Origin of the sequence: Tardiphaga sp. OK245 (genome assembly GCF_900108575.1) — a bacterium.
Lineage (GTDB): Bacteria > Pseudomonadota > Alphaproteobacteria > Rhizobiales > Xanthobacteraceae > Tardiphaga > Tardiphaga robiniae.
Window position 1 is genome coordinate 703,567 of the sequence record NZ_FNWZ01000001.1, and the last position, 17,334, is coordinate 720,900.

The window sequence follows — 17,334 nt, forward strand, 5'->3', positions numbered from 1 at the left end:
GAGGGAAGCTGAGCCCCTGCTCAGCCGCCCATCTTGGCCATCAGCGCGTCGGACACCTCGAAGTTGGCATAGACGTTCTGCACGTCGTCATGCTCGTTCAACAGGTCCATCAGCTTGATCAGCTTTTCGCCGGTCTCGTCATCGACCGAGAGCGTGTTCTGCGGCTTCCAGATCACCGCCGCCTTACGGGCTTCGCCGAATTTGGCTTCCAGTCCCTTGGCAACCTCGCGGAACGTCTCCTGCGAGGCATAGACTTCGTGGCCGCCCTCGCCCGACACCACGTCATCCGCGCCAGCCTCGATGGCGGCTTCGAGCATGTCATCGGCCGAGGCCTTGTCGGCGTCATATTCGATCACGCCGACATGGTCGAACATGAAGGAAACTGAGCCGGTTTCACCGAGATTGCCGCCCGATTTGGTGAAGTAAGAACGGATGTCGGACGCGGCGCGATTGCGGTTGTCGGTCAGCGCCTCGACGATGACGGCGACGCCGCCGGGGCCGTAGCCCTCGTAGCGGATTTCATCGTAGTTCTCGCCGTCGCTGCCGATCGCCTTCTTGATGGCGCGCTCGATGTTGTCGCGCGGCATGTTCTCCTGCCGGGCGGCGATCACGGCGGAGCGCAGCCGGGCATTCATCGACGGGTCGGGCGTCCCCATCTTGGCAGCGACGGTGATTTCGCGCGCCAGCTTGCTGAACAGCTTGGACTTCTGGGCATCCTGCCGGCCCTTGCGGTGCATGATGTTCTTGAATTGGGAATGTCCGGCCATGCGGTCTCTCTTGAAGCGTCAGGGTAGTTAGGGCTGCGGCGCGGGGTTATAGGCCGCGAAATCGGCAAAATCAAAAATTTGCAGCCGAATCCGGCAGATCTTCGCAATACCGCGACCGACCTTAACCATCACTTCACGCCGAGGTGCAAGGCTACCCGCATAGATTGTATTCATTGGGGTCACCGATGGCGTTTGGACTGTTCCGCAAGCGGCAGCCGGAAGCGGCTGAAGCGGTGATGATTGCTGAAAACGCAGCACCTTCTGTGGCACCGCAGCATCCTGAACCAGATACCGCTCGGGACATCCTTGAGTTGCTGGAACTCGAGCTGGGCGCGCTTATCCGCCAGCTCGAGCGTGCCGCGACATCCGTCGCCGGCGGCGCCAAATCGACCGCCACTACCCTCTCCGCCATCCGCGCCCGCACCGACGTGCTGGCCGACCGCAGCAGCGCCGCGCAATCCACCGCCACGACCTTCGCGCAGGCCGCCGACAAATTCACCCACTCGGCCGAGGGTATCGGCGCCCAGGTGCGCGATGCCAGCCGGCTTGCGGACGAGGCCGGCGCCGCCGCGCATGAAGCCAGCGCCAATGTGGACCGGCTGCGCGATTCCTCGGCCGCGATCAGCAATGTGCTTGAGCTGATCGCGCAGATCGCCCGGCAGACAACGATGCTGGCGCTGAACGCAACCATCGAGGCAGCACGCGCCGGCGCCGCTGGCCGCGGCTTCTCGGTCGTCGCCACCGAGGTCAAGGCGCTGGCGGTGCAGACGCAGAACGCCACCGAAGAGATCAGGAAGAAGATCGACACCCTGCAGCGCGACGCTGCGAGTTCGGTCGATGCGGTGCATCGCATCTCCACCGCCATCGACGCGATCCGCCCGGTGTTTGCCAATGTCAACGGCGCGGTCGCCGAGCAGAACGCGACGACCAGCGAGATGTCGCACAATGCCACCACCGCCTCGCAATTCATCGTCTCGGTCGGCAACAGTGCCGCGGAAATCGATAGCGCTGCAAAGGAAGCGGCTGCCCATGGCGAGCATGTCGCGCAGGCCGGCCAGGCCGTCACGATGTTTGCCTCACGGCTGAAGTCGCGCTGCGCGGTACTGCTCAAACAAAGCGAGCGCGAAGACGAGCGACGACGCGAAAAGCTGCCATGTCACCTCAATGTCGATCTTCAGGCGCGCGGCGGCCAGATCCGCGCACCGGTCTATGAAATCTCGATGGACGGGATCCTCATCGGCGGACCAGACGCGAACCGGCTTCCGTTGCACGACATCGTTGCTGCTGAACTCAGCGAGGTCGGCCCCTGCCGCCTGCGCATTGCCGAACATTCCCCCGCCGGCGCACAGGCACTGTTCGTCGCGCCCGACAACCATCTCATCAGCCGGATCGAAGACCGGCTATGGGCTATTCATGACGAAAACACCGAATTCGTCACCCGCGCCATTGATGCCGGCGCCGCGCTCAACAAGATCTTTGCCGACGGTATTGCATCCGGCGCTATCAGCATCGACGACATGTTCGACGACAACTACGTCGAAATCCCTGGCTCCAGTCCGGTGCAGTACCGGACAAAGATTCTCGGCTGGGCCGACCGCGCACTCCCCGAATTCCAGGATGCGTTTCTGGCCAAGGACACCCGCATGGCGTTCTGCGCCATGATCGACCGCAACGGCTATCTACCGGTACATAACAGCATCTATTCCAAGCCGCAGCGCCCGGGTGATGTCGCCTGGAATACGGCCAACTGCCGCAACCGCCGCATCTTCAACGATCCGGCTGGATTGGCCGCCGGTCGCAATACACGTTCCTACCTGATCCAGAGTTATGCCCGCGACATGGGCAACGGTCAGACCGTGATGATGCGCGAGATCGACGTGCCTGTGCGCATACAGGGACGCCATTGGGGCGGCTTCCGCACGGCGTACAAATTATGATTTGGGTTTGTAAACGGCGCTGCGCTGCCACCTGAGACCTGGCGCAGCGCCGCCTATTCCGTCTGCGAGTGGGCTAGCAGCCGAAACTGCCAAGGCGTCCTAGCCGCCGCTCGTTCGACCTTCCGCATTGTCATCTCCGCCGTATGAACCGCCGCCATATCCATATGGCGCGCGGTATCCATATGAACCGGGGCCGGCACCAAATCCGCGATAGACCGTTACGGGGGCGCTTCCCTCATACCGCGCGTGAGAGGACATGATCCGTCGATGCTTGCTGGCAGCGCTATGCCCGTCCTTGGCCTGCGCGGTCCAGCTCGCAGTGCCGGCGATCAGTAAAGCGGCGCCCAACAGAATGAATTTATTCATCACATCTTTCCTTGGTCAATCAGCCCCGCGACCTCAGATGCGCACACTTGGCTCTCAAGGTAGCGCCAATCACGCGTAGTTGAATTTCGGCTTGCGGTACCCCGTCCTGCATGGACAGCGGCGGCGAGACCCATCGGGGCCATTTCCCCATTCGCCCCGGGGCCTGGGAGGCAGTGTCACACCGCTGACATTTGCATCGGTCCATAACCGTGGACCCATTCGATACAAGCGGAGCTGCCATGACCGAACATTCCCTCGACGACGCGCAAGCAATCCACGACCGCATTCGTGCAGAGATGCTGGACGGCTTCGACGAAGAACTCGAGCTCGAGATCGATGACGACCGTCTCGACGCCCTGACCAACGAAATGTCCGACCACAGCCCGGCGGAGACCATCGAGCGACGCCTCTATTTCAAGGAACTGTTCCGCCTGCAGGGCGAATTGGTGAAGTTGCAGAGCTGGGTGCAGCAGAACAAGCTCAAGGTCGTGGTGATCTTCGAGGGTCGCGATTCCGCTGGCAAGGGTGGCGTCATCAAGCGGATCACCCAGCGGCTCAATCCACGCGTTTGCCGCGTTGCCGCACTCCCCGCGCCGAATGAGCGCGAACGCACCCAATGGTACTTCCAGCGTTACGTCTCGCATCTCCCCGCCGGCGGCGAGATCGTACTGTTCGATCGTAGCTGGTACAACCGCGCCGGCGTCGAGCGCGTGATGGGTTTCTGCACCGAGGATGACGTGGAGGAATTCTTCCGCTCGGTGCCGGAATTCGAACGCATGCTGGTGCGCTCGGGCATCATCCTGGTCAAATACTGGTTCTCGATCACCGATGAAGCGCAGCACCTGCGCTTCTCGATGCGCATCGCCGATCCGCTCAAGCAGTGGAAGCTCAGCCCGATGGATGTCGAGGCGCGCACCCGCTGGGAGCAATACACCAAGGCAAAGGAAGCGATGCTCGAGCATACGCATATTCCGGAAGCCCCGTGGCATGTGGTGCAGGCCGTCGACAAGAAGAAGGCCCGCCTGAACTGCATCGCGCATCTGCTCGAACAGCTTCCCTATCAGGAAGTCGAGCATCCGCCTGTGGTCCTGCCTGCACGCGTACGCAATCCCGACTATCACCGCACGCCGGTGCCAGCCGAAATGTATGTGCCGGAGCGGTACTAGCCCCACAGTCGGCAGATCGCGTAACGTTTTTCGGGCAGGCCGAGCCTAACGCAACCGCAATATTCTTTTGAATAAAAGTCATCCGACGCCCACGAGGAGGGCGTCGGATGACGTCGCGCAGATTTTACCGCGATTTATCCGACAGACACGCTCGCGCGACATACAAACCAATGTATAGTCCTGCTGCATCTTATTGCTGCTTTTGAAATGATGACCGTACGCCTATAGTACCGTCGTTGGTCGATGACGAACCATTCGCCATTGCATCATCGAGTCGAGCAAACGGGGGTCTCACTGTGGCAAATCTCAATATCAACGGCGAGCAGAAGTCCTTCGACGCACCAGACGACATGCCTCTGCTCTGGGTGCTGCGCGATATTCTCGGCATGACCGGCACAAAATTCGGCTGCGGCGTTGCGCTATGCGGAGCATGCACTGTGCATATCGACGGCAAGGCCGTGCGCTCCTGTCTGCTGCCGGTCAGTGCGGTGAGCGGACGCGCCATCACCACAATCGAAGGCGTCGGCACCACACCGGTCGGCGCCAAGGTGCAGAAAGCCTGGCTCGACCTCGAAGTCATTCAATGCGGTTACTGCCAGTCCGGGCAGATCATGTCAGCGGCGGCGCTCCTCGCTTCTACGCCAACCCCTGACGATTCTGACATCGATGCCGCCATGGCCGGAAATATCTGTCGCTGCGGCACCTATGTCCGGGTGCGTGAAGCGATCAAGCATGCTGCCTCCGAACGGCAAACCTAGGAGTCGGCCATGAAACTTGCAGACAACATGCTTGTTGCGACCAGTCCTGCAAACAAGCCTTCTGGCCTGTCACGGCGCAATCTGCTCGCTGGCGCCTTTGCCGGTGGCTTTATGTTCGCCTTCCAGCTTCCGGTCCGCGCGGCCAATGAGCCGACGCAACCTCCCGATACGACGGAGGGCAAATTCGCCCCCAACGCCTTCATCCGCATCGACACCACCGGCAAGACGACACTGGTGATGCCGCAAGTCGAGATGGGGCAAGGCATCTATACCGCCATCGCCATGATCCTCGCCGAAGAGCTCGACGCCGACTATGCGCAGATCACGCTGGAACATGCGCCGCCCAGCGACAAGCTCTACGGCAATCCAATTTTCATCATCCAGGCGACCGGCGGATCGACTTCGGTGCGTGCATTCTGGAAACCTCTACGCAATGCCGGCGCAACCGCGCGTGCGATGCTGGTGCAAGCCGCAGCTGAACAGTGGCAGGTCGAACCTGCGAGCTGCACGGCGTCGAACGGGCAAGTGATGCATACGGCCAGCGGGCGCAAACTGTCTTATGGCGAGTTGTGCGACGCCGCCGGCAAACTCACGCCGCCGAAGGACGTCGCGCTCAAGGACCCGAAAGACTTCTCGGTGATCGGCAAGCCGCTGAAGCGCTTCGATACACCGGACAAGGTCAACGGCAAAACGATCTACGGTATCGACGCAATGATACCGGGCATGACATTCGCGACGCTGGCACAATGCCCGGTGTTCGGCGGCAAACTCGCCAAGGTCGATGACCGCGCGGCGAAGAAGATTCCGGGCGTGCGGCAGATCGTGGTGCTCGACGACCTCGTGGCCGTGGTCGGCGACCACATGTGGGCCGCTAGGTCCGGGCTCGAAGCACTCGACATCACCTGGGACGAAGGGCCCAACGCCAAGATCAGTTCAAAGGACATCTGGGCGCATTTGCGCACGGCCAGCGAAACGGACGGCGTGATCGCCAAATCCGTTGGCGACATCGCCAAGGGTCTCGCCACCGGCGAACGGATCGACGCGTCCTACGAGATGCCGTTCCTTGCGCATGCGACGATGGAGCCCTTGAATTGCACGGTGCACTTCAAGGGAGATTCCTGCGAGGTCTGGACGGGCACGCAGATCATGTCGCGGGTGCAGTCCGAGGCTGCCAAGGCCGCTGGCTTGCCGGTCGACAAGGTGACGGTCAATCAGCACATGATCGGCGGCGGCTTCGGCCGCAGGCTTGAGCCTGACATGGTCGTGGCGGCGGTGCGCATCGCCAAACAGGTCAATGGACCGGTCAAGGTGGTGTGGACCCGCGAAGAGGACATCCAGCACGACATTTATCGCCCCGTCTATCGCGACAACATTTCGGCGACACTGTCCAACGGCAAAGTGGTCGGCTTCAAGTACAAGATCGCAGGCTCGGCCGTGATCGCGCGTTGGCTGCCGCCTGCGTTCCAGAAGGGCATCGACATCGACGCCATCGATAGTGCTGCGGACCAGCCCTACGACTTCCCGCATTTCCAGTGTGAATATGTCCGTGTCGAACCGCCGGCGGTGCCGACCGGCTTCTGGCGCGGCGTCGGCCCGAACAATAACGTGTTCGCGATCGAGAGCTTCATGGATGAGCTCGCTCGCAAGGCCGGCAAGGATCCCGTCGTGTTCCGGCGTGAATTGCTCGGCAAGGCACCACGGATGCTGGCGGCCCTCAATCTCGCGGCGGAGAAGGCCAACTGGGGTCAGCCGCTGCCAGCGCGCGTCGGACGCGGCGTGAGCATCCAGCCCACCTTCGATACTTCGATCGCGACTGTGGTCGAAGCGGAGGTGGATTCTCAGGGCGAGATCCGTCTGCGTCAGGTCAACGTGGCGGTCGACACCGGCATCGCTGTCAATCCCGACACCATCGTGGCGCAGATCGAAGGCGGCATCGTGTTCGGCCTCACCGCCGCGCTCTATGGCGACATCACCATCGAGAAGGGACGTGTGCAGCAGTCCAATTTCCACGACTATCGCATGCTTCGGATCGACCAGATGCCGAAAATCAATGTCCACCTCATCAAGAGCGGCGAAGCGCCCGGCGGCATAGGCGAGTGCGGCGTGATCGGTGGCCCGCCGGCACTGCGCAATGCGATCTATGCCGCGACTGGCGTTGCGTTGCGCAGGATGCCGATCGACCGTGATGCGATCGCCGAGAGGAAGAAGTCATGACGCCCGCCGCACGTCGCATTCTCGGCAGCGTCATTGTGATCGGTGTCGTGGCTGCAGCCGGCGCTGCGCTCTATGTGCGCGGCCCCGGACCGATGGCCTTCTCGGGTGGGCCGAAGGTAGCGCTGGCCGACTACAAGGGCGCCAATCCGACCGGCGTTCCCGCCAACATGACCAGCGCCAGCCCGATCGAGCGCGGTGAATATCTCGCGCGTGCGGCGGATTGCATGGTCTGCCACACTGCGCCCGGCGGCAAGGAATATGCCGGCGGCTTCGCATTCAAACTGCCGTTTGGCACGCTGTATTCGACCAACATCACACCGGACAAAGAGACAGGCATCGGCAACTACACCGACCAGCAGTTTCTCGACGCCGTTCGAAGCGGCAAGCGCCACGACGGCGCCCGGCTCTATCCGGCAATGCCCTATACGTCCTACACCTATATGACCGATGCGGACACGCTCGCGGTCAAGGCCTATCTGTTCAGCCTCGCACCGGTGCGCGCAGCGCCGCCTGAGAATACGCTGGCCTTTCCGTTCAATCAGCGCTGGGCAATGACATTCTGGTCGGCATTGTTCAATCCCGATACGCGCTTCGAACCCGATACGTCGCAAAGCCCGGAATGGAACAGGGGCGCCTATCTCGTCGAGGCGCTGGCGCATTGCGGCGAATGCCACACGCCGCGCAATCTCGGCTTCGCGCTCGACAACCGCAAGAAATTTGCTGGCGCGCTGACCGCCGGATGGCGGGCCTTCAATATCACCTCGGACAAGACGACGGGCCTTGGCAACTGGAGCGACGACGATGTCGTTTCCTATCTGTCGGTCGGACATGCCAAAGGTCACGGCACCGCTTCAGGGCCGATGGGCGAAGCCGTGGACCACAGTTTCAGCAAGATGGCGCCGACGGATATCAAGGCGATGGTCGCATTCCTGCGCACGGTGCCGGCGGTGCCCTCACCTGATCTGCCCGCGAAACTCGCGCCACCCGCACCGCCCTCGCACAGGGACGGCATGACGGCGAACGCGCTTGGCAAGACGGTCTTCCAGGGCGCCTGCGTGAGCTGCCATGGCTGGACAGGCGAGAGCGCACTCTCGCCCATGGCCACGCTGACTGGCGCGTGGGCCGTTAACGATCCCGGCGCGACGAACGTCGCGCAGATCGTGATCTCCGGCACCAAGCGGCATACGCCGCAAGGCGCACTCTCGATGCCAGCTTTCGGCAAGAGCCATTCAGATACGGAGATCGCGGCTGTCGCGAATTACGTGACCGCGCGCTTCGGCAGCAAGGGATCGCAGATCACGGCAAGCGATGTCGCGGATTTGCGCAAACAGACGGAGCAGTAGGCCGAACTAGGTCAGCCAGAACTCGGGCACGGCCTGCGACAGCCGGCCACCGAGCCGCACAGGCGCGATCCGTGATGCGAGGCCGGTCTTGTCATCGGTTTCGACCGCAACGCCCGACAAGGTCGCCGGGCCGAAGGCGGGCTCGAAACGGCCGGAGGGAATGCCGGTCGTGAAGCGCCTGACAGGCTCTTCCTTCTGCATGCCGATCACGGAATCATAGTCGCCGGTCATGCCGGCATCGGTCATGTAGGCGGTGCCGCCTGCGAGGATCTGATGATCAGCGGTCGGGACATGCGTATGCGTGCCGACGACGAGGCTCACGCGGCCATCGCAGAAGTAACCCATGCCCTGCTTTTCGCTCGAGGCTTCGCCGTGGAAATCCACCACGATGGCGTCCGCGGCTTCCACCAGCGGACAGGCATCGATCTCCTTGCCGACAGCGCTGAACGGATCGTTGAGTGGCTCCATGAAGACACGCCCCATGGCGTTGATTACAAGCGCACGCGCACCGTTCTTGGCGTCGATCAGCGCAGCGCCGCGGCCCGGCGTGTGGCGCGGGAAATTCAACGGACGGATCAGACGCGGCGCGCGTTCGATGAAGACCAGCGCCTCTTTCTGATTCCAGGCGTGATTGCCGAGCGTCACCGCATCGGCGCCAGCGTCGATAAGATCATTATAGATCGTCTCGGTGATACCGAAGCCGCCGGCGGCGTTCTCGCCATTGATGATGACAAGATCGAGTTTCCAGTCGCGGATCAGGCCCGGCAGTTTTTCGAGGATCACCACGCGGCCGGTTTTGCCGACCACGTCGCCGATGAAGAGAATACGCAAGTCAGATGCTCCGAAAATCGATCGTCCGGGTTTCGGTTAGCACATAATCCAGCGCCACGTCGTGTGGTTGCATGGGAATGGCCTCGATTTCCTGGGTGTCGAAGGCCACGCCCACGGCGATAAATGGCTTGATGGCGTGCAGTTGCGCGAAGGTGCGATCGTAATGCCCCGCGCCATAGCCAATGCGGTGGCCGGCGCGGTCGAATGCCGCGAGTGGGACCAGCAGGATATCGGGGATCAGTGGCGGCGCGTCCGGTGCTGGTTCCGGAATGCCCAGTGAACCGCGCACCAGCGCATCACTCGGGCTCCAGATCCGGAACATCAGGGGCTCATCACGGGCGATGATCACCGGGAGCGCCAGTCGCGCCCCCTGGGCGGCGAGATGCTGCATCAGCGGAATTGGATCGATCTCGCTGCGGATGGGAGAATAGCCGGCGACGATGTCGCCGGCCCTGACCGGAAAAGGCAGCCCACGCGCTGCGATGGCTTGTGCGGCTGCCGACCGTTCGGCCTCGCTCAGCGCCGTGCGGCGTGCCAGCGCGGCGATGCGGAGCTCAATCTTTGTCGGAGTGGGCGGCGTGTCGGACATGCCATACGATAGGCTGTCCGCAGGGACTGCGGAAGCGCAGCACCGGTCTTCGCGATCATCTTTGGCGATCGAGGCTAAGATTGCACGGCAAACGCCACGCAAGGGCCACAGCCATCAAAAAAGTAAAAGTGCGAAGCCACGATGGCCGTTGAAGCACTCGATCCCGGAGCACCTACGAAAGTAGGTGGGCACCATGTGACCAGGTCCACGGACCTGGTCAGGGACAGTTCCCTGAAGGATCGATAAGGCCCCGGGGATATATGGCTCCTGACGCGCGACGCAGCCTCGCCTGAGCAATGTAGGGGTTATGAGACGGATGCGCCAGTGCCCGCTTGGCATCAAAGCCTGCGTTATCCAATAGCAACGCCGCCGCCGATGGTGCGGTTGAGCACCTGGGTGGTCTTCTCGATCCGCTCTGCCGCAGCATTCAGGGCCGCGGCAACCGCCGTCTGCGTCGCCCGTGCGCGATCCGCGGCGACAACGCGCACATCGCGTAATGCGGCGAGTTCTTCCTGCAGGGCACGGATCTGCTGATTGGCATCGACCAGTTCGTCGGCAATGGTCAGTGCCGCCATCACCGTCAACCGCGCATCGCCGATCTCACCGAATTTGCCACGCAGGTTTTCGACGCGGGATTCAAGACTTTCCGCCAGCCGCAGCAGGCGGGTCTCCTGCCCCTCCTCGCAGGCCATGCGATATTGCCGGCCATTGATTGTAACGTTGACGTGGCTCATCTCGCTTTACTCATGCGCATTGTCAGTCGCCAGCACCGCACGGATGGTGCCAATGGCGGTGTCGAGCTTGTCGGCGATCTCGCGATTGGCGCGCTCCAGCCGGCGCGATTTCACCAGCGTGCCATCAAGCTCATCCGCCAGCCGGGACCGGTCAGCGCCAAGCGCCTGAATGCGGGTGGCCAGCTCATCCTCGTCGCGATCCGCCTCACGACGGCGCTCGACCGCACTTTCCAGAGCATCCAGCGCTGCCATCAACCGCCGCGTGGCAGAGTCAATCTCCGCCGCACCGCCATTGGCGGGATCGGAGGCTGTGAGATGGGCGGGTCGTTCGATCATACTGGGTTACGCGGGACCTTGGGTGTGATGCGACGGGAGCTCAAAAACCACGGCTCCGCAAGCCTTTAGGCCCTGAAACTTAGGTTGCAAGCGAGCCGGACGCAACAAAGCTTAAAAGCTATGCACCGCAAAGCCGACAAAAACCGCCGGTAGATATCCACAGACCAGAACTGTCCGGGAGACCTTGGACTCCCAGGAACCCAGATGCTATCCACCAGTTTCTCCTAAGCGATCCCAACATCTCGCTGCAGACCGCCCCTCTTGCGGACGCAGAATATTCCATTCCCTTCAATTTAAACGGAAACCGACATGGCGCAGGTTGATCACTCGAAAATGGCCAACGCGATTCGTGCCCTCGCCATGGACGGCGTGGAAAAGGCCAAATCCGGTCACCCTGGGCTGCCGATGGGCGCCGCCGACGTCGCCACCGTGCTGTTCACACAGTTCCTCAAATTTGACGCAGCCGATCCGAAGTGGCCGGATCGCGATCGCTTCATCCTCTCGGCCGGTCACGGCTCGATGCTGCTCTATGCCCTGCTCTATCTGACGGGCAACAAGGAGATGACGCTCGACCAGTTGAAGAACTTCCGCCAGCTGCATTCCAAAACTCCGGGTCATCCCGAGAATTTCCACACCTCAGGCGTCGAGACCACCACGGGTCCGCTCGGTCAGGGCATCGCCACCTCCGTTGGCTTCGCGCTCGCCGAGCGCATGCTGGCCGCCGAATACGGCGATATCGTCGATCACTACACTTACGTGCTGTGCTCCGATGGTGACCTGATGGAAGGTGTCAGCCACGAAGCTCTGGCCATGGCCGGTCATCTCAAGCTGTCGAAGCTGATCTTCCTTTATGACGACAACGGCATTTCCATCGACGGTCCGCTGTCGCTTGCCGACAGCGTCGATCAGGTCGCACGCTTCAAGGCCCATGGCTGGAATGCCGTGCATGTCGATGGCCACGACCAGGTCGCCATCGCCGCTGCGATCAAGCAGGCGCAGGCGTCCGACCGCCCATCGATGATCGCCTGCAAGACCAAGATTGGCTTTGGTGCGCCAACCCGCGCCGGTACCTCGAAGGCCCACGGCGAACCGCTCGGCGCGGAAGAACTCGCAGGCGCCAAGAAGGCACTGGACTGGAATTACGGCCCGTTCGAGGTGCCCGATGATATCCTGCAGGCCTGGCGCAATGTCGGCAAGCAGGGCGCATCGGCGCACGCGGACTGGCAGAAACGTTTTGATGCCCTTCCGGACGACAAGCGCAGCGAATTCACCCGCCGCAACGATCACGTTCGACCGACAGCCATGGCGGACGCGATCCTCACGCTGAAGAAGAAGCTGATCGCCGAGCCGCAGACCGTCGCGACTCGCAAGGCGAGCGAACTCGCGCTCGAAGCGCTGGTGCAGGTCGTGCCGGAAATGGTGATCGGTTCGGCCGATCTCACGCCATCGAACAACACCCGCACCAAGGGCGCCATCGAAGTGAAGCCCGGCGAATTCAAGGGTCGCTACATTCACTACGGCATTCGCGAAATGGGCATGGCCGCAACCATGAACGGCATCGCGCTGCATGGCGGCTTCATCCCGGCCGGCGCGACCTTCATGTGCTTCACCGACTATGCGCGACCGGCGATGCGCATCTCGGCGCTGGCGCAGATCCCGGTCATCTACATCATGACCCACGACTCGATCGGCCTCGGCGAAGACGGCCCGACCCACCAGCCGGTGGAGCATCTGGCCGCGATGCGCGCGATGCCGAACATGCGCGTGTTCCGCCCCGCGGACACGGTCGAGACTGCCGAATGCTGGCAGCTCGCCATGGAGAAGACCAACGGCCCAACCATGCTGGCCCTGTCGCGCCAGAACCTGACGCCGGTGCGCACCACCCATCACGACGACAATCTCTGCGCCGCTGGCGGCTATGAGTTGATCGCGGCCAAGGGCAAAGCCGCCGTGTCGATCTTCGCCTCGGGTTCGGAAGTCGAGATCGCCGTCGCTGCGCAGAAGCAACTGGCCGACAAGGGCATCGCGACGCGGGTCGTATCGGTCCCCTCGCTCGAACTACTGCTGGAGCAGCCTGAAGAGCGCCAGAAGGCGATCATTGGCGACGCGCCGATCAAGATCGCCGTCGAAGCCGCGGTCCGGTTCGGCTGGGATGCCGTGATCGGACACGATGGCACCTTCATCGGCATGAAGGGCTTCGGCTCGAGCGCGCCGGCCAAGGAGCTTTACAAGCTGTTCGGCATCACGGCCGAGGCCGTGGTCGAGGCTGCAACCAGCAAGCACAACGCGGCTTAACTCTATCGGAACGCTGGTAAATTTGACACATTGCACCAGCGTTCCATTCAGGGCATGAAACGCCCGTCACACGTCACTATATGAAGGCCCTCACGCGAGGTTTGAGCCTAATAAAAGGGAGAAGTTGAATGGCAGTCCGGGTTTCGATCAACGGTTTTGGCCGCATCGGCCGCAACGTCCTGCGGGCGATCTACGAGTCCAAGCGCACCGACATCGAAGTCGTCGCCATCAACGATCTGGGGCCGGTTGAAACCAACGCCCACCTGCTGCGCTTCGACAGCGTGCATGGCCGCTTCCCCGGCGACGTCACCGTCGACGGCGACAGCATCCAGCTCGGCAACGGCAACAAGATCAAGGTCACTGCGGTGCGCGATCCGAACACGCTGCCGTGGAAGGATCTCGGCATCGATATCGCGCTCGAATGCACCGGCATCTTCAGCGCCAAGGCGAAGGCGACGTCGCATCTGACCGCAGGCGCCAAGCGCGTGCTGGTTTCGGCTCCGTCCGATGGTGCTGATGCCACGATCGTCTACGGCGTCAACCACAAGAGCCTGACCAAGGAGCATCTGGTCGTTTCCAACGGTTCGTGCACCACCAACTGCCTGGCGCCTGTCGCCAAGGTGCTGAACGAGACCGTCGGTATCGAAACCGGCTTCATGACCACGATCCACGCTTACACCGGCGACCAGCCGACGCTGGACACGCTGCATAGCGATCTCTATCGCGGCCGCGCCGCTGCGATGTCGATGATTCCGACCTCGACCGGCGCCGCGAAGGCCATCGGCCTCGTGATGCCCGAACTGGCCGGCAAGCTCGACGGCGTTTCGATCCGCGTACCGACCCCGAACGTCTCGGTGGTCGATCTCAAGATCATCGCCAAAAGGAGCACCACAAAGGAAGAGATCAACGAAGCGATCAAGAAGGCTGCGGCCGGCGAGCTGAAGGGCGTGCTCGGCACTACTTCGCACCCGAACGTGTCGATCGACTTCAATCACGATCCGCATTCGTCGACCTTCGCCTTCGACCAGACCAAGGTGCAGAACGGCACGCTGGTGCGCGTGCTCTCCTGGTACGACAACGAGTGGGGCTTCTCCAACCGCATGGCCGATACCGCCGTCGCGATGGGCAAGCTGCTCTAAGACACGACCGTTATCCCGGACGCAGCATAAGACGCCGCGTCCGGGAGCCAACGAATGTAGCGGTCCCCGCTTCGCGGCGCGCCGCTCTGCGCTGACCGGCGTTTGGGACACAACATCATGACCAATTCTTTCCGCACCCTCGACGACGTCGATGTGAAGGGCAAACGCGTTCTCGTGCGCGTCGATCTCAACGTACCCATGGATGGTGGCAAGGTTACCGACGCAACGCGGCTTGAACGCATCGCGCCGACCATCACCGAAATTTCCGACAAGGGCGGCAAGGTCATCCTGCTTGCGCATTTCGGCCGCCCCAAGGGCCGCGACGACAAGAACTCACTGAAGCCCGTTGCTGCAGCACTTGCCGATGTGATCAAGAAGCCGGTCGCCTTTGCCTACGACTGCGTCGGCGACGTCGCAGCCAAGGCCGTTGGCGCCATGAAGGACGGCGACGTTCTCTGCCTTGAGAACACGCGCTTCCATTCCGCTGAGGAGAAGAACGATCCGGCTTTCGTCGCCGAACTCGCCAAGCTCGGCGACATCTGGGTCAATGACGCATTCTCGGCGGCGCATCGCGCCCACGCCTCCACCGAAGGTCTCGGCCACAAGCTGCCCGCTTATGCCGGCCGCACCATGCAGGCCGAGTTGGACGCGCTCGGCAAGGCGCTGGACGCACCGACCAAGCCGGTGATCGCCATCGTCGGCGGCGCCAAGGTCTCGTCGAAGATCGATCTCCTCGAAAATCTCGTCACCAAGGTCGATGCGCTCGTGATCGGTGGCGGCATGGCCAACACCTTCCTGCATGCGCAGGGTGTCAAGGTCGGCAAGTCGCTGTGCGAGAAAGATCTCGCCGCCACCGCGCTGCGGATCATCGACAAAGCTGAAGCGTCGGGCTGCGCCATCATCCTGCCGGTGGACGCCATCGTCGCATTCCACTTCGCCGCCAACACACCGTCTCACGCCTACGGCCTCGATGCGATCCCCGATGAGGGCATGATCCTCGACGTCGGTCCGCAGTCGATCGAACGCATCAACTCGGCCATCGACGATGCCGCCACGCTGGTCTGGAATGGCCCGGTCGGCGCATTTGAAATGACACCGTTCGACCGCGGCACGGTTGCCGGCGCCAAACACGCAGCGGCGCGCACCAAGGCGAAGAAGCTGATTTCAGTAGCCGGCGGCGGCGACACGGTGGCCGCGCTCAATCACGCCGGCGTCGCCGATGACTTCTCCTACATCTCGACCGCCGGCGGCGCCTTCCTCGAATGGATGGAAGGCAAGCCGCTGCCGGGCGTGGAAGTGTTGAAGAAGTAGCAGCGGTAAATTTTTGCCCGCAAGACTTGTGGTCGCCGCAATGTTTATGGTATGTTCCTGCTATGGCAGACGAACCGATCAAGATCACGACGGACATCCTCATCGCGATCCGCGATGATATTTCGTCGTTTCGTAGCTCGGTTGAACAGCGTCTTGATCGGCTGGAAGAAATAAGCCGTAAGCAGCGTCGGGACGCTGCCGGCATGCTCGTGATGATGCGTGCGACTGCTGGCGATTTCGACGAGCGCGTGACTGAAGTGGAAGAGCACGTCGCGGCACTCGAAGCTCGCGAACATTAGTTACCGGGAATTCCATTAGCTGGAACGCTGAGCCATCGTGGCGATTAACGTTGGCTGTATGCGCGACTGATGGCGTCTTGGATTCGCCGTCTCCTCGCGCTAAGAGCCATATATCCCTCGGCGCGGCGTTTGCGCCTGTCCCAATTTACAAGGAGCTTCCTGCATGGCCCGTATTACGTTGCGTCAACTGCTCGATCACGCGGCAGAACACGATTACGGAGTGCCGGCCTTCAATATCAACAATATGGAACAGGCGCTGGCGATCATGGACGCGGCCAACTCCGTCGATGCGCCGGTGATCATCCAGGCCTCCCGCGGCGCCCGCTCCTACGCCAATGACATCATGCTCAAGCACATGATGGACGCGGTCACCGAAATCTATCCGCACATTCCCGTCTGCGTGCATCTCGATCACGGCAACGAAGCAGCAACCTGCATGACCGCAATCCAGGCCGGTTTCACCTCGGTGATGATGGATGGTTCGCTCAAAGCGGACGGTAAGACAGCGGCGGACTGGGACTATAATGTCGGCGTGACCAAGACCGTCACCGACATGGCCCATCTCGGCGGCATCTCGGTGGAAGGCGAACTCGGCGTGCTCGGCTCGCTGGAGAGCGGCATGGGCGAGGCCGAAGACGGCCACGGCGCCGAGGGCCAGCTCAGCCATGACCAGCTGCTGACCAATCCCGACGAGGCCGTGAAGTTCGTGAAGGAGACGCAGGTCGACGCGTTGGCGATTGCCATGGGCACTTCGCACGGCGCCTACAAGTTCACCCGCAAGCCGGACGGCGATATCCTCGCCATGAACGTGATCGAGGAAATCCACCGCAAGTTGCCGAACACCCATCTGGTGATGCACGGCTCGTCCTCGGTCCCGCAGGACCTGCAGGATATCATCAACAAGTTCGGCGGCCAGATGAAGCCGACCTGGGGCGTCCCGGTGTCGGAAATCCAGCGCGGCATCAAGCACGGCGTCCGCAAGATCAACATCGACACCGACAACCGGATGGCCATGACCGGCCAGATCCGCAAGGTGCTGAGCGAGAACCCCAGCGAATTCGACCCGCGCAAATATCTGAAGCCGGCGATGGAAGCGATGGTGAAGCTCTGCAAGCAGCGCCTGCAGGAATTCAATACCGCCGGCCAGGCCAGCAAAATCAAAAAGGTGCTGACCACGGCCGAAATGGCCAAGCGTTACGCATCGGGCGAGCTGAACGCGAAGATCGCCTGAGCCCAAACTGCCAATTGA

16 protein-coding genes and 1 other RNA gene are annotated in these 17,334 nt (G+C 62.0%); 10 read left to right on the forward strand and 7 right to left on the reverse strand.

Annotated features, from left to right (window positions below):
- Nucleotides 1–20: 20 nt before the first annotated feature.
- Both BLW80_RS03190 and BLW80_RS30175 read right to left on the reverse strand, forming a co-directional pair.
- Nucleotides 21–767, reverse strand: coding sequence for a YebC/PmpR family DNA-binding transcriptional regulator (locus tag BLW80_RS03190; protein WP_089265380.1), 747 nt, complete (start codon nt 765–767; stop codon nt 21–23).
- 27 nt (nt 768–794) lie between these two features.
- Nucleotides 795–941: a hypothetical protein gene (locus BLW80_RS30175; protein ID WP_170849562.1), complete on the reverse strand. Its 147-nt coding sequence runs from the start codon at nt 939–941 to the stop codon at nt 795–797.
- Between the two features lie 11 nt (nt 942–952).
- Between BLW80_RS30175 and BLW80_RS03195 the strand changes: the two genes are divergently transcribed.
- The 5 genes from BLW80_RS03195 to BLW80_RS03215 all read left to right on the forward strand — a co-directional run bounded on the left by BLW80_RS03195 (nt 953) and on the right by BLW80_RS03215 (nt 8,551).
- A complete protein-coding gene (locus BLW80_RS03195) occupies nt 953–2,704 on the forward strand; it encodes a methyl-accepting chemotaxis protein (protein ID WP_093756790.1) in 1,752 nt (583 codons plus the stop codon).
- Nucleotides 2,705–3,309: 605 nt separating this feature from the next.
- Nucleotides 3,310–4,236: a polyphosphate kinase 2 gene (gene ppk2 / locus BLW80_RS03200; protein WP_092144861.1), complete on the forward strand. Its 927-nt coding sequence runs from the start codon at nt 3,310–3,312 to the stop codon at nt 4,234–4,236.
- Nucleotides 4,237–4,532: 296 nt separating this feature from the next.
- Nucleotides 4,533–4,994 carry a (2Fe-2S)-binding protein gene (locus BLW80_RS03205; protein WP_165826854.1) on the forward strand — a complete coding sequence of 154 codons (462 nt, stop codon included), beginning with the start codon at nt 4,533–4,535 and terminating at the stop codon, nt 4,992–4,994.
- A gap of 9 nt (nt 4,995–5,003) precedes the next feature.
- Nucleotides 5,004–7,208: a xanthine dehydrogenase family protein molybdopterin-binding subunit gene (locus BLW80_RS03210; protein WP_244527926.1), complete on the forward strand. Its 2,205-nt coding sequence runs from the start codon at nt 5,004–5,006 to the stop codon at nt 7,206–7,208.
- Nucleotides 7,205–8,551 (forward strand): c-type cytochrome, encoded by a 1,347-nt coding sequence (locus BLW80_RS03215; RefSeq protein WP_093756791.1) that lies wholly within the window; start codon nt 7,205–7,207, stop codon nt 8,549–8,551. Before BLW80_RS03210 ends, BLW80_RS03215 begins: the two co-directional genes overlap by 4 nt.
- A gap of 6 nt (nt 8,552–8,557) precedes the next feature.
- On the opposite strand, the gene BLW80_RS03220 is transcribed toward BLW80_RS03215, so the two are convergent.
- From BLW80_RS03220 to BLW80_RS03240, 5 genes are all read right to left on the reverse strand, one after another.
- On the reverse strand, nt 8,558–9,382 hold the full coding sequence (locus BLW80_RS03220) for a TIGR00282 family metallophosphoesterase (RefSeq protein WP_093756792.1): 825 nt from the start codon (nt 9,380–9,382) through the stop codon (nt 8,558–8,560).
- A gap of 1 nt (nt 9,383) precedes the next feature.
- Nucleotides 9,384–9,971: a 5-formyltetrahydrofolate cyclo-ligase gene (locus BLW80_RS03225; protein WP_093756793.1), complete on the reverse strand. Its 588-nt coding sequence runs from the start codon at nt 9,969–9,971 to the stop codon at nt 9,384–9,386.
- 129 nt (nt 9,972–10,100) lie between these two features.
- Nucleotides 10,101–10,260, reverse strand: a non-coding RNA gene (gene ssrS, locus BLW80_RS03230) — 6S RNA.
- Between the two features lie 61 nt (nt 10,261–10,321).
- Nucleotides 10,322–10,705: a cell division protein ZapA gene (locus BLW80_RS03235; protein WP_068735170.1), complete on the reverse strand. Its 384-nt coding sequence runs from the start codon at nt 10,703–10,705 to the stop codon at nt 10,322–10,324.
- Nucleotides 10,706–10,711: 6 nt separating this feature from the next.
- Nucleotides 10,712–11,041, reverse strand: a complete 330-nt coding sequence (locus tag BLW80_RS03240; RefSeq protein ID WP_093756794.1) for a DUF4164 domain-containing protein — start codon at nt 11,039–11,041, stop codon at nt 10,712–10,714.
- Between the two features lie 309 nt (nt 11,042–11,350).
- Here BLW80_RS03240 and tkt point away from each other — a divergent pair, with 309 nt between their 5' ends.
- The 5 genes from tkt to fba all read left to right on the forward strand — a co-directional run bounded on the left by tkt (nt 11,351) and on the right by fba (nt 17,316).
- Nucleotides 11,351–13,336, forward strand: a complete 1,986-nt coding sequence (gene tkt / locus BLW80_RS03245) for a transketolase (protein WP_093756795.1) — start codon at nt 11,351–11,353, stop codon at nt 13,334–13,336.
- Between the two features lie 128 nt (nt 13,337–13,464).
- Complete coding sequence (gene gap / locus BLW80_RS03250; RefSeq protein ID WP_093756796.1) at nt 13,465–14,475, forward strand: type I glyceraldehyde-3-phosphate dehydrogenase; 1,011 nt, start codon at nt 13,465–13,467, stop codon at nt 14,473–14,475.
- A gap of 117 nt (nt 14,476–14,592) precedes the next feature.
- On the forward strand, nt 14,593–15,786 hold the full coding sequence (locus BLW80_RS03255) for a phosphoglycerate kinase (RefSeq protein WP_093756797.1): 1,194 nt from the start codon (nt 14,593–14,595) through the stop codon (nt 15,784–15,786).
- 62 nt (nt 15,787–15,848) lie between these two features.
- Complete coding sequence (locus tag BLW80_RS03260) at nt 15,849–16,085, forward strand: hypothetical protein (protein WP_093756798.1); 237 nt, start codon at nt 15,849–15,851, stop codon at nt 16,083–16,085.
- A 163-nt stretch (nt 16,086–16,248) separates the two neighbouring features.
- Nucleotides 16,249–17,316, forward strand: a complete 1,068-nt coding sequence (gene fba, locus BLW80_RS03265) for a class II fructose-bisphosphate aldolase (RefSeq protein WP_093756799.1) — start codon at nt 16,249–16,251, stop codon at nt 17,314–17,316.
- The last annotated feature ends 18 nt before the right edge of the window (nt 17,317–17,334 follow it).

What these genes read in the sequence shown, in the direction of transcription:
- BLW80_RS03215 (WP_093756791.1), top strand. Translation starts at nt 7,205, where the DNA reads ATGACGCCCGCCGCACGTCGCATTCTCGGCAGCGTCATTGTGATCGGT.
- BLW80_RS30175 (WP_170849562.1), bottom strand. Translation starts at nt 941, where the DNA reads ATGAATACAATCTATGCGGGTAGCCTTGCACCTCGGCGTGAAGTGATG.
- tkt (WP_093756795.1), top strand. Translation starts at nt 11,351, where the DNA reads ATGGCGCAGGTTGATCACTCGAAAATGGCCAACGCGATTCGTGCCCTC.
- ppk2 (WP_092144861.1), top strand. Translation starts at nt 3,310, where the DNA reads ATGACCGAACATTCCCTCGACGACGCGCAAGCAATCCACGACCGCATT.
- BLW80_RS03210 (WP_244527926.1), top strand. Translation starts at nt 5,004, where the DNA reads ATGAAACTTGCAGACAACATGCTTGTTGCGACCAGTCCTGCAAACAAG.
- BLW80_RS03240 (WP_093756794.1), bottom strand. Translation starts at nt 11,041, where the DNA reads ATGATCGAACGACCCGCCCATCTCACAGCCTCCGATCCCGCCAATGGC.
- BLW80_RS03190 (WP_089265380.1), bottom strand. Translation starts at nt 767, where the DNA reads ATGGCCGGACATTCCCAATTCAAGAACATCATGCACCGCAAGGGCCGG.
- BLW80_RS03195 (WP_093756790.1), top strand. Translation starts at nt 953, where the DNA reads ATGGCGTTTGGACTGTTCCGCAAGCGGCAGCCGGAAGCGGCTGAAGCG.
- BLW80_RS03235 (WP_068735170.1), bottom strand. Translation starts at nt 10,705, where the DNA reads ATGAGCCACGTCAACGTTACAATCAATGGCCGGCAATATCGCATGGCC.
- BLW80_RS03255 (WP_093756797.1), top strand. Translation starts at nt 14,593, where the DNA reads ATGACCAATTCTTTCCGCACCCTCGACGACGTCGATGTGAAGGGCAAA.
- fba (WP_093756799.1), top strand. Translation starts at nt 16,249, where the DNA reads ATGGCCCGTATTACGTTGCGTCAACTGCTCGATCACGCGGCAGAACAC.
- BLW80_RS03260 (WP_093756798.1), top strand. Translation starts at nt 15,849, where the DNA reads ATGGCAGACGAACCGATCAAGATCACGACGGACATCCTCATCGCGATC.
- BLW80_RS03225 (WP_093756793.1), bottom strand. Translation starts at nt 9,971, where the DNA reads ATGTCCGACACGCCGCCCACTCCGACAAAGATTGAGCTCCGCATCGCC.
- gap (WP_093756796.1), top strand. Translation starts at nt 13,465, where the DNA reads ATGGCAGTCCGGGTTTCGATCAACGGTTTTGGCCGCATCGGCCGCAAC.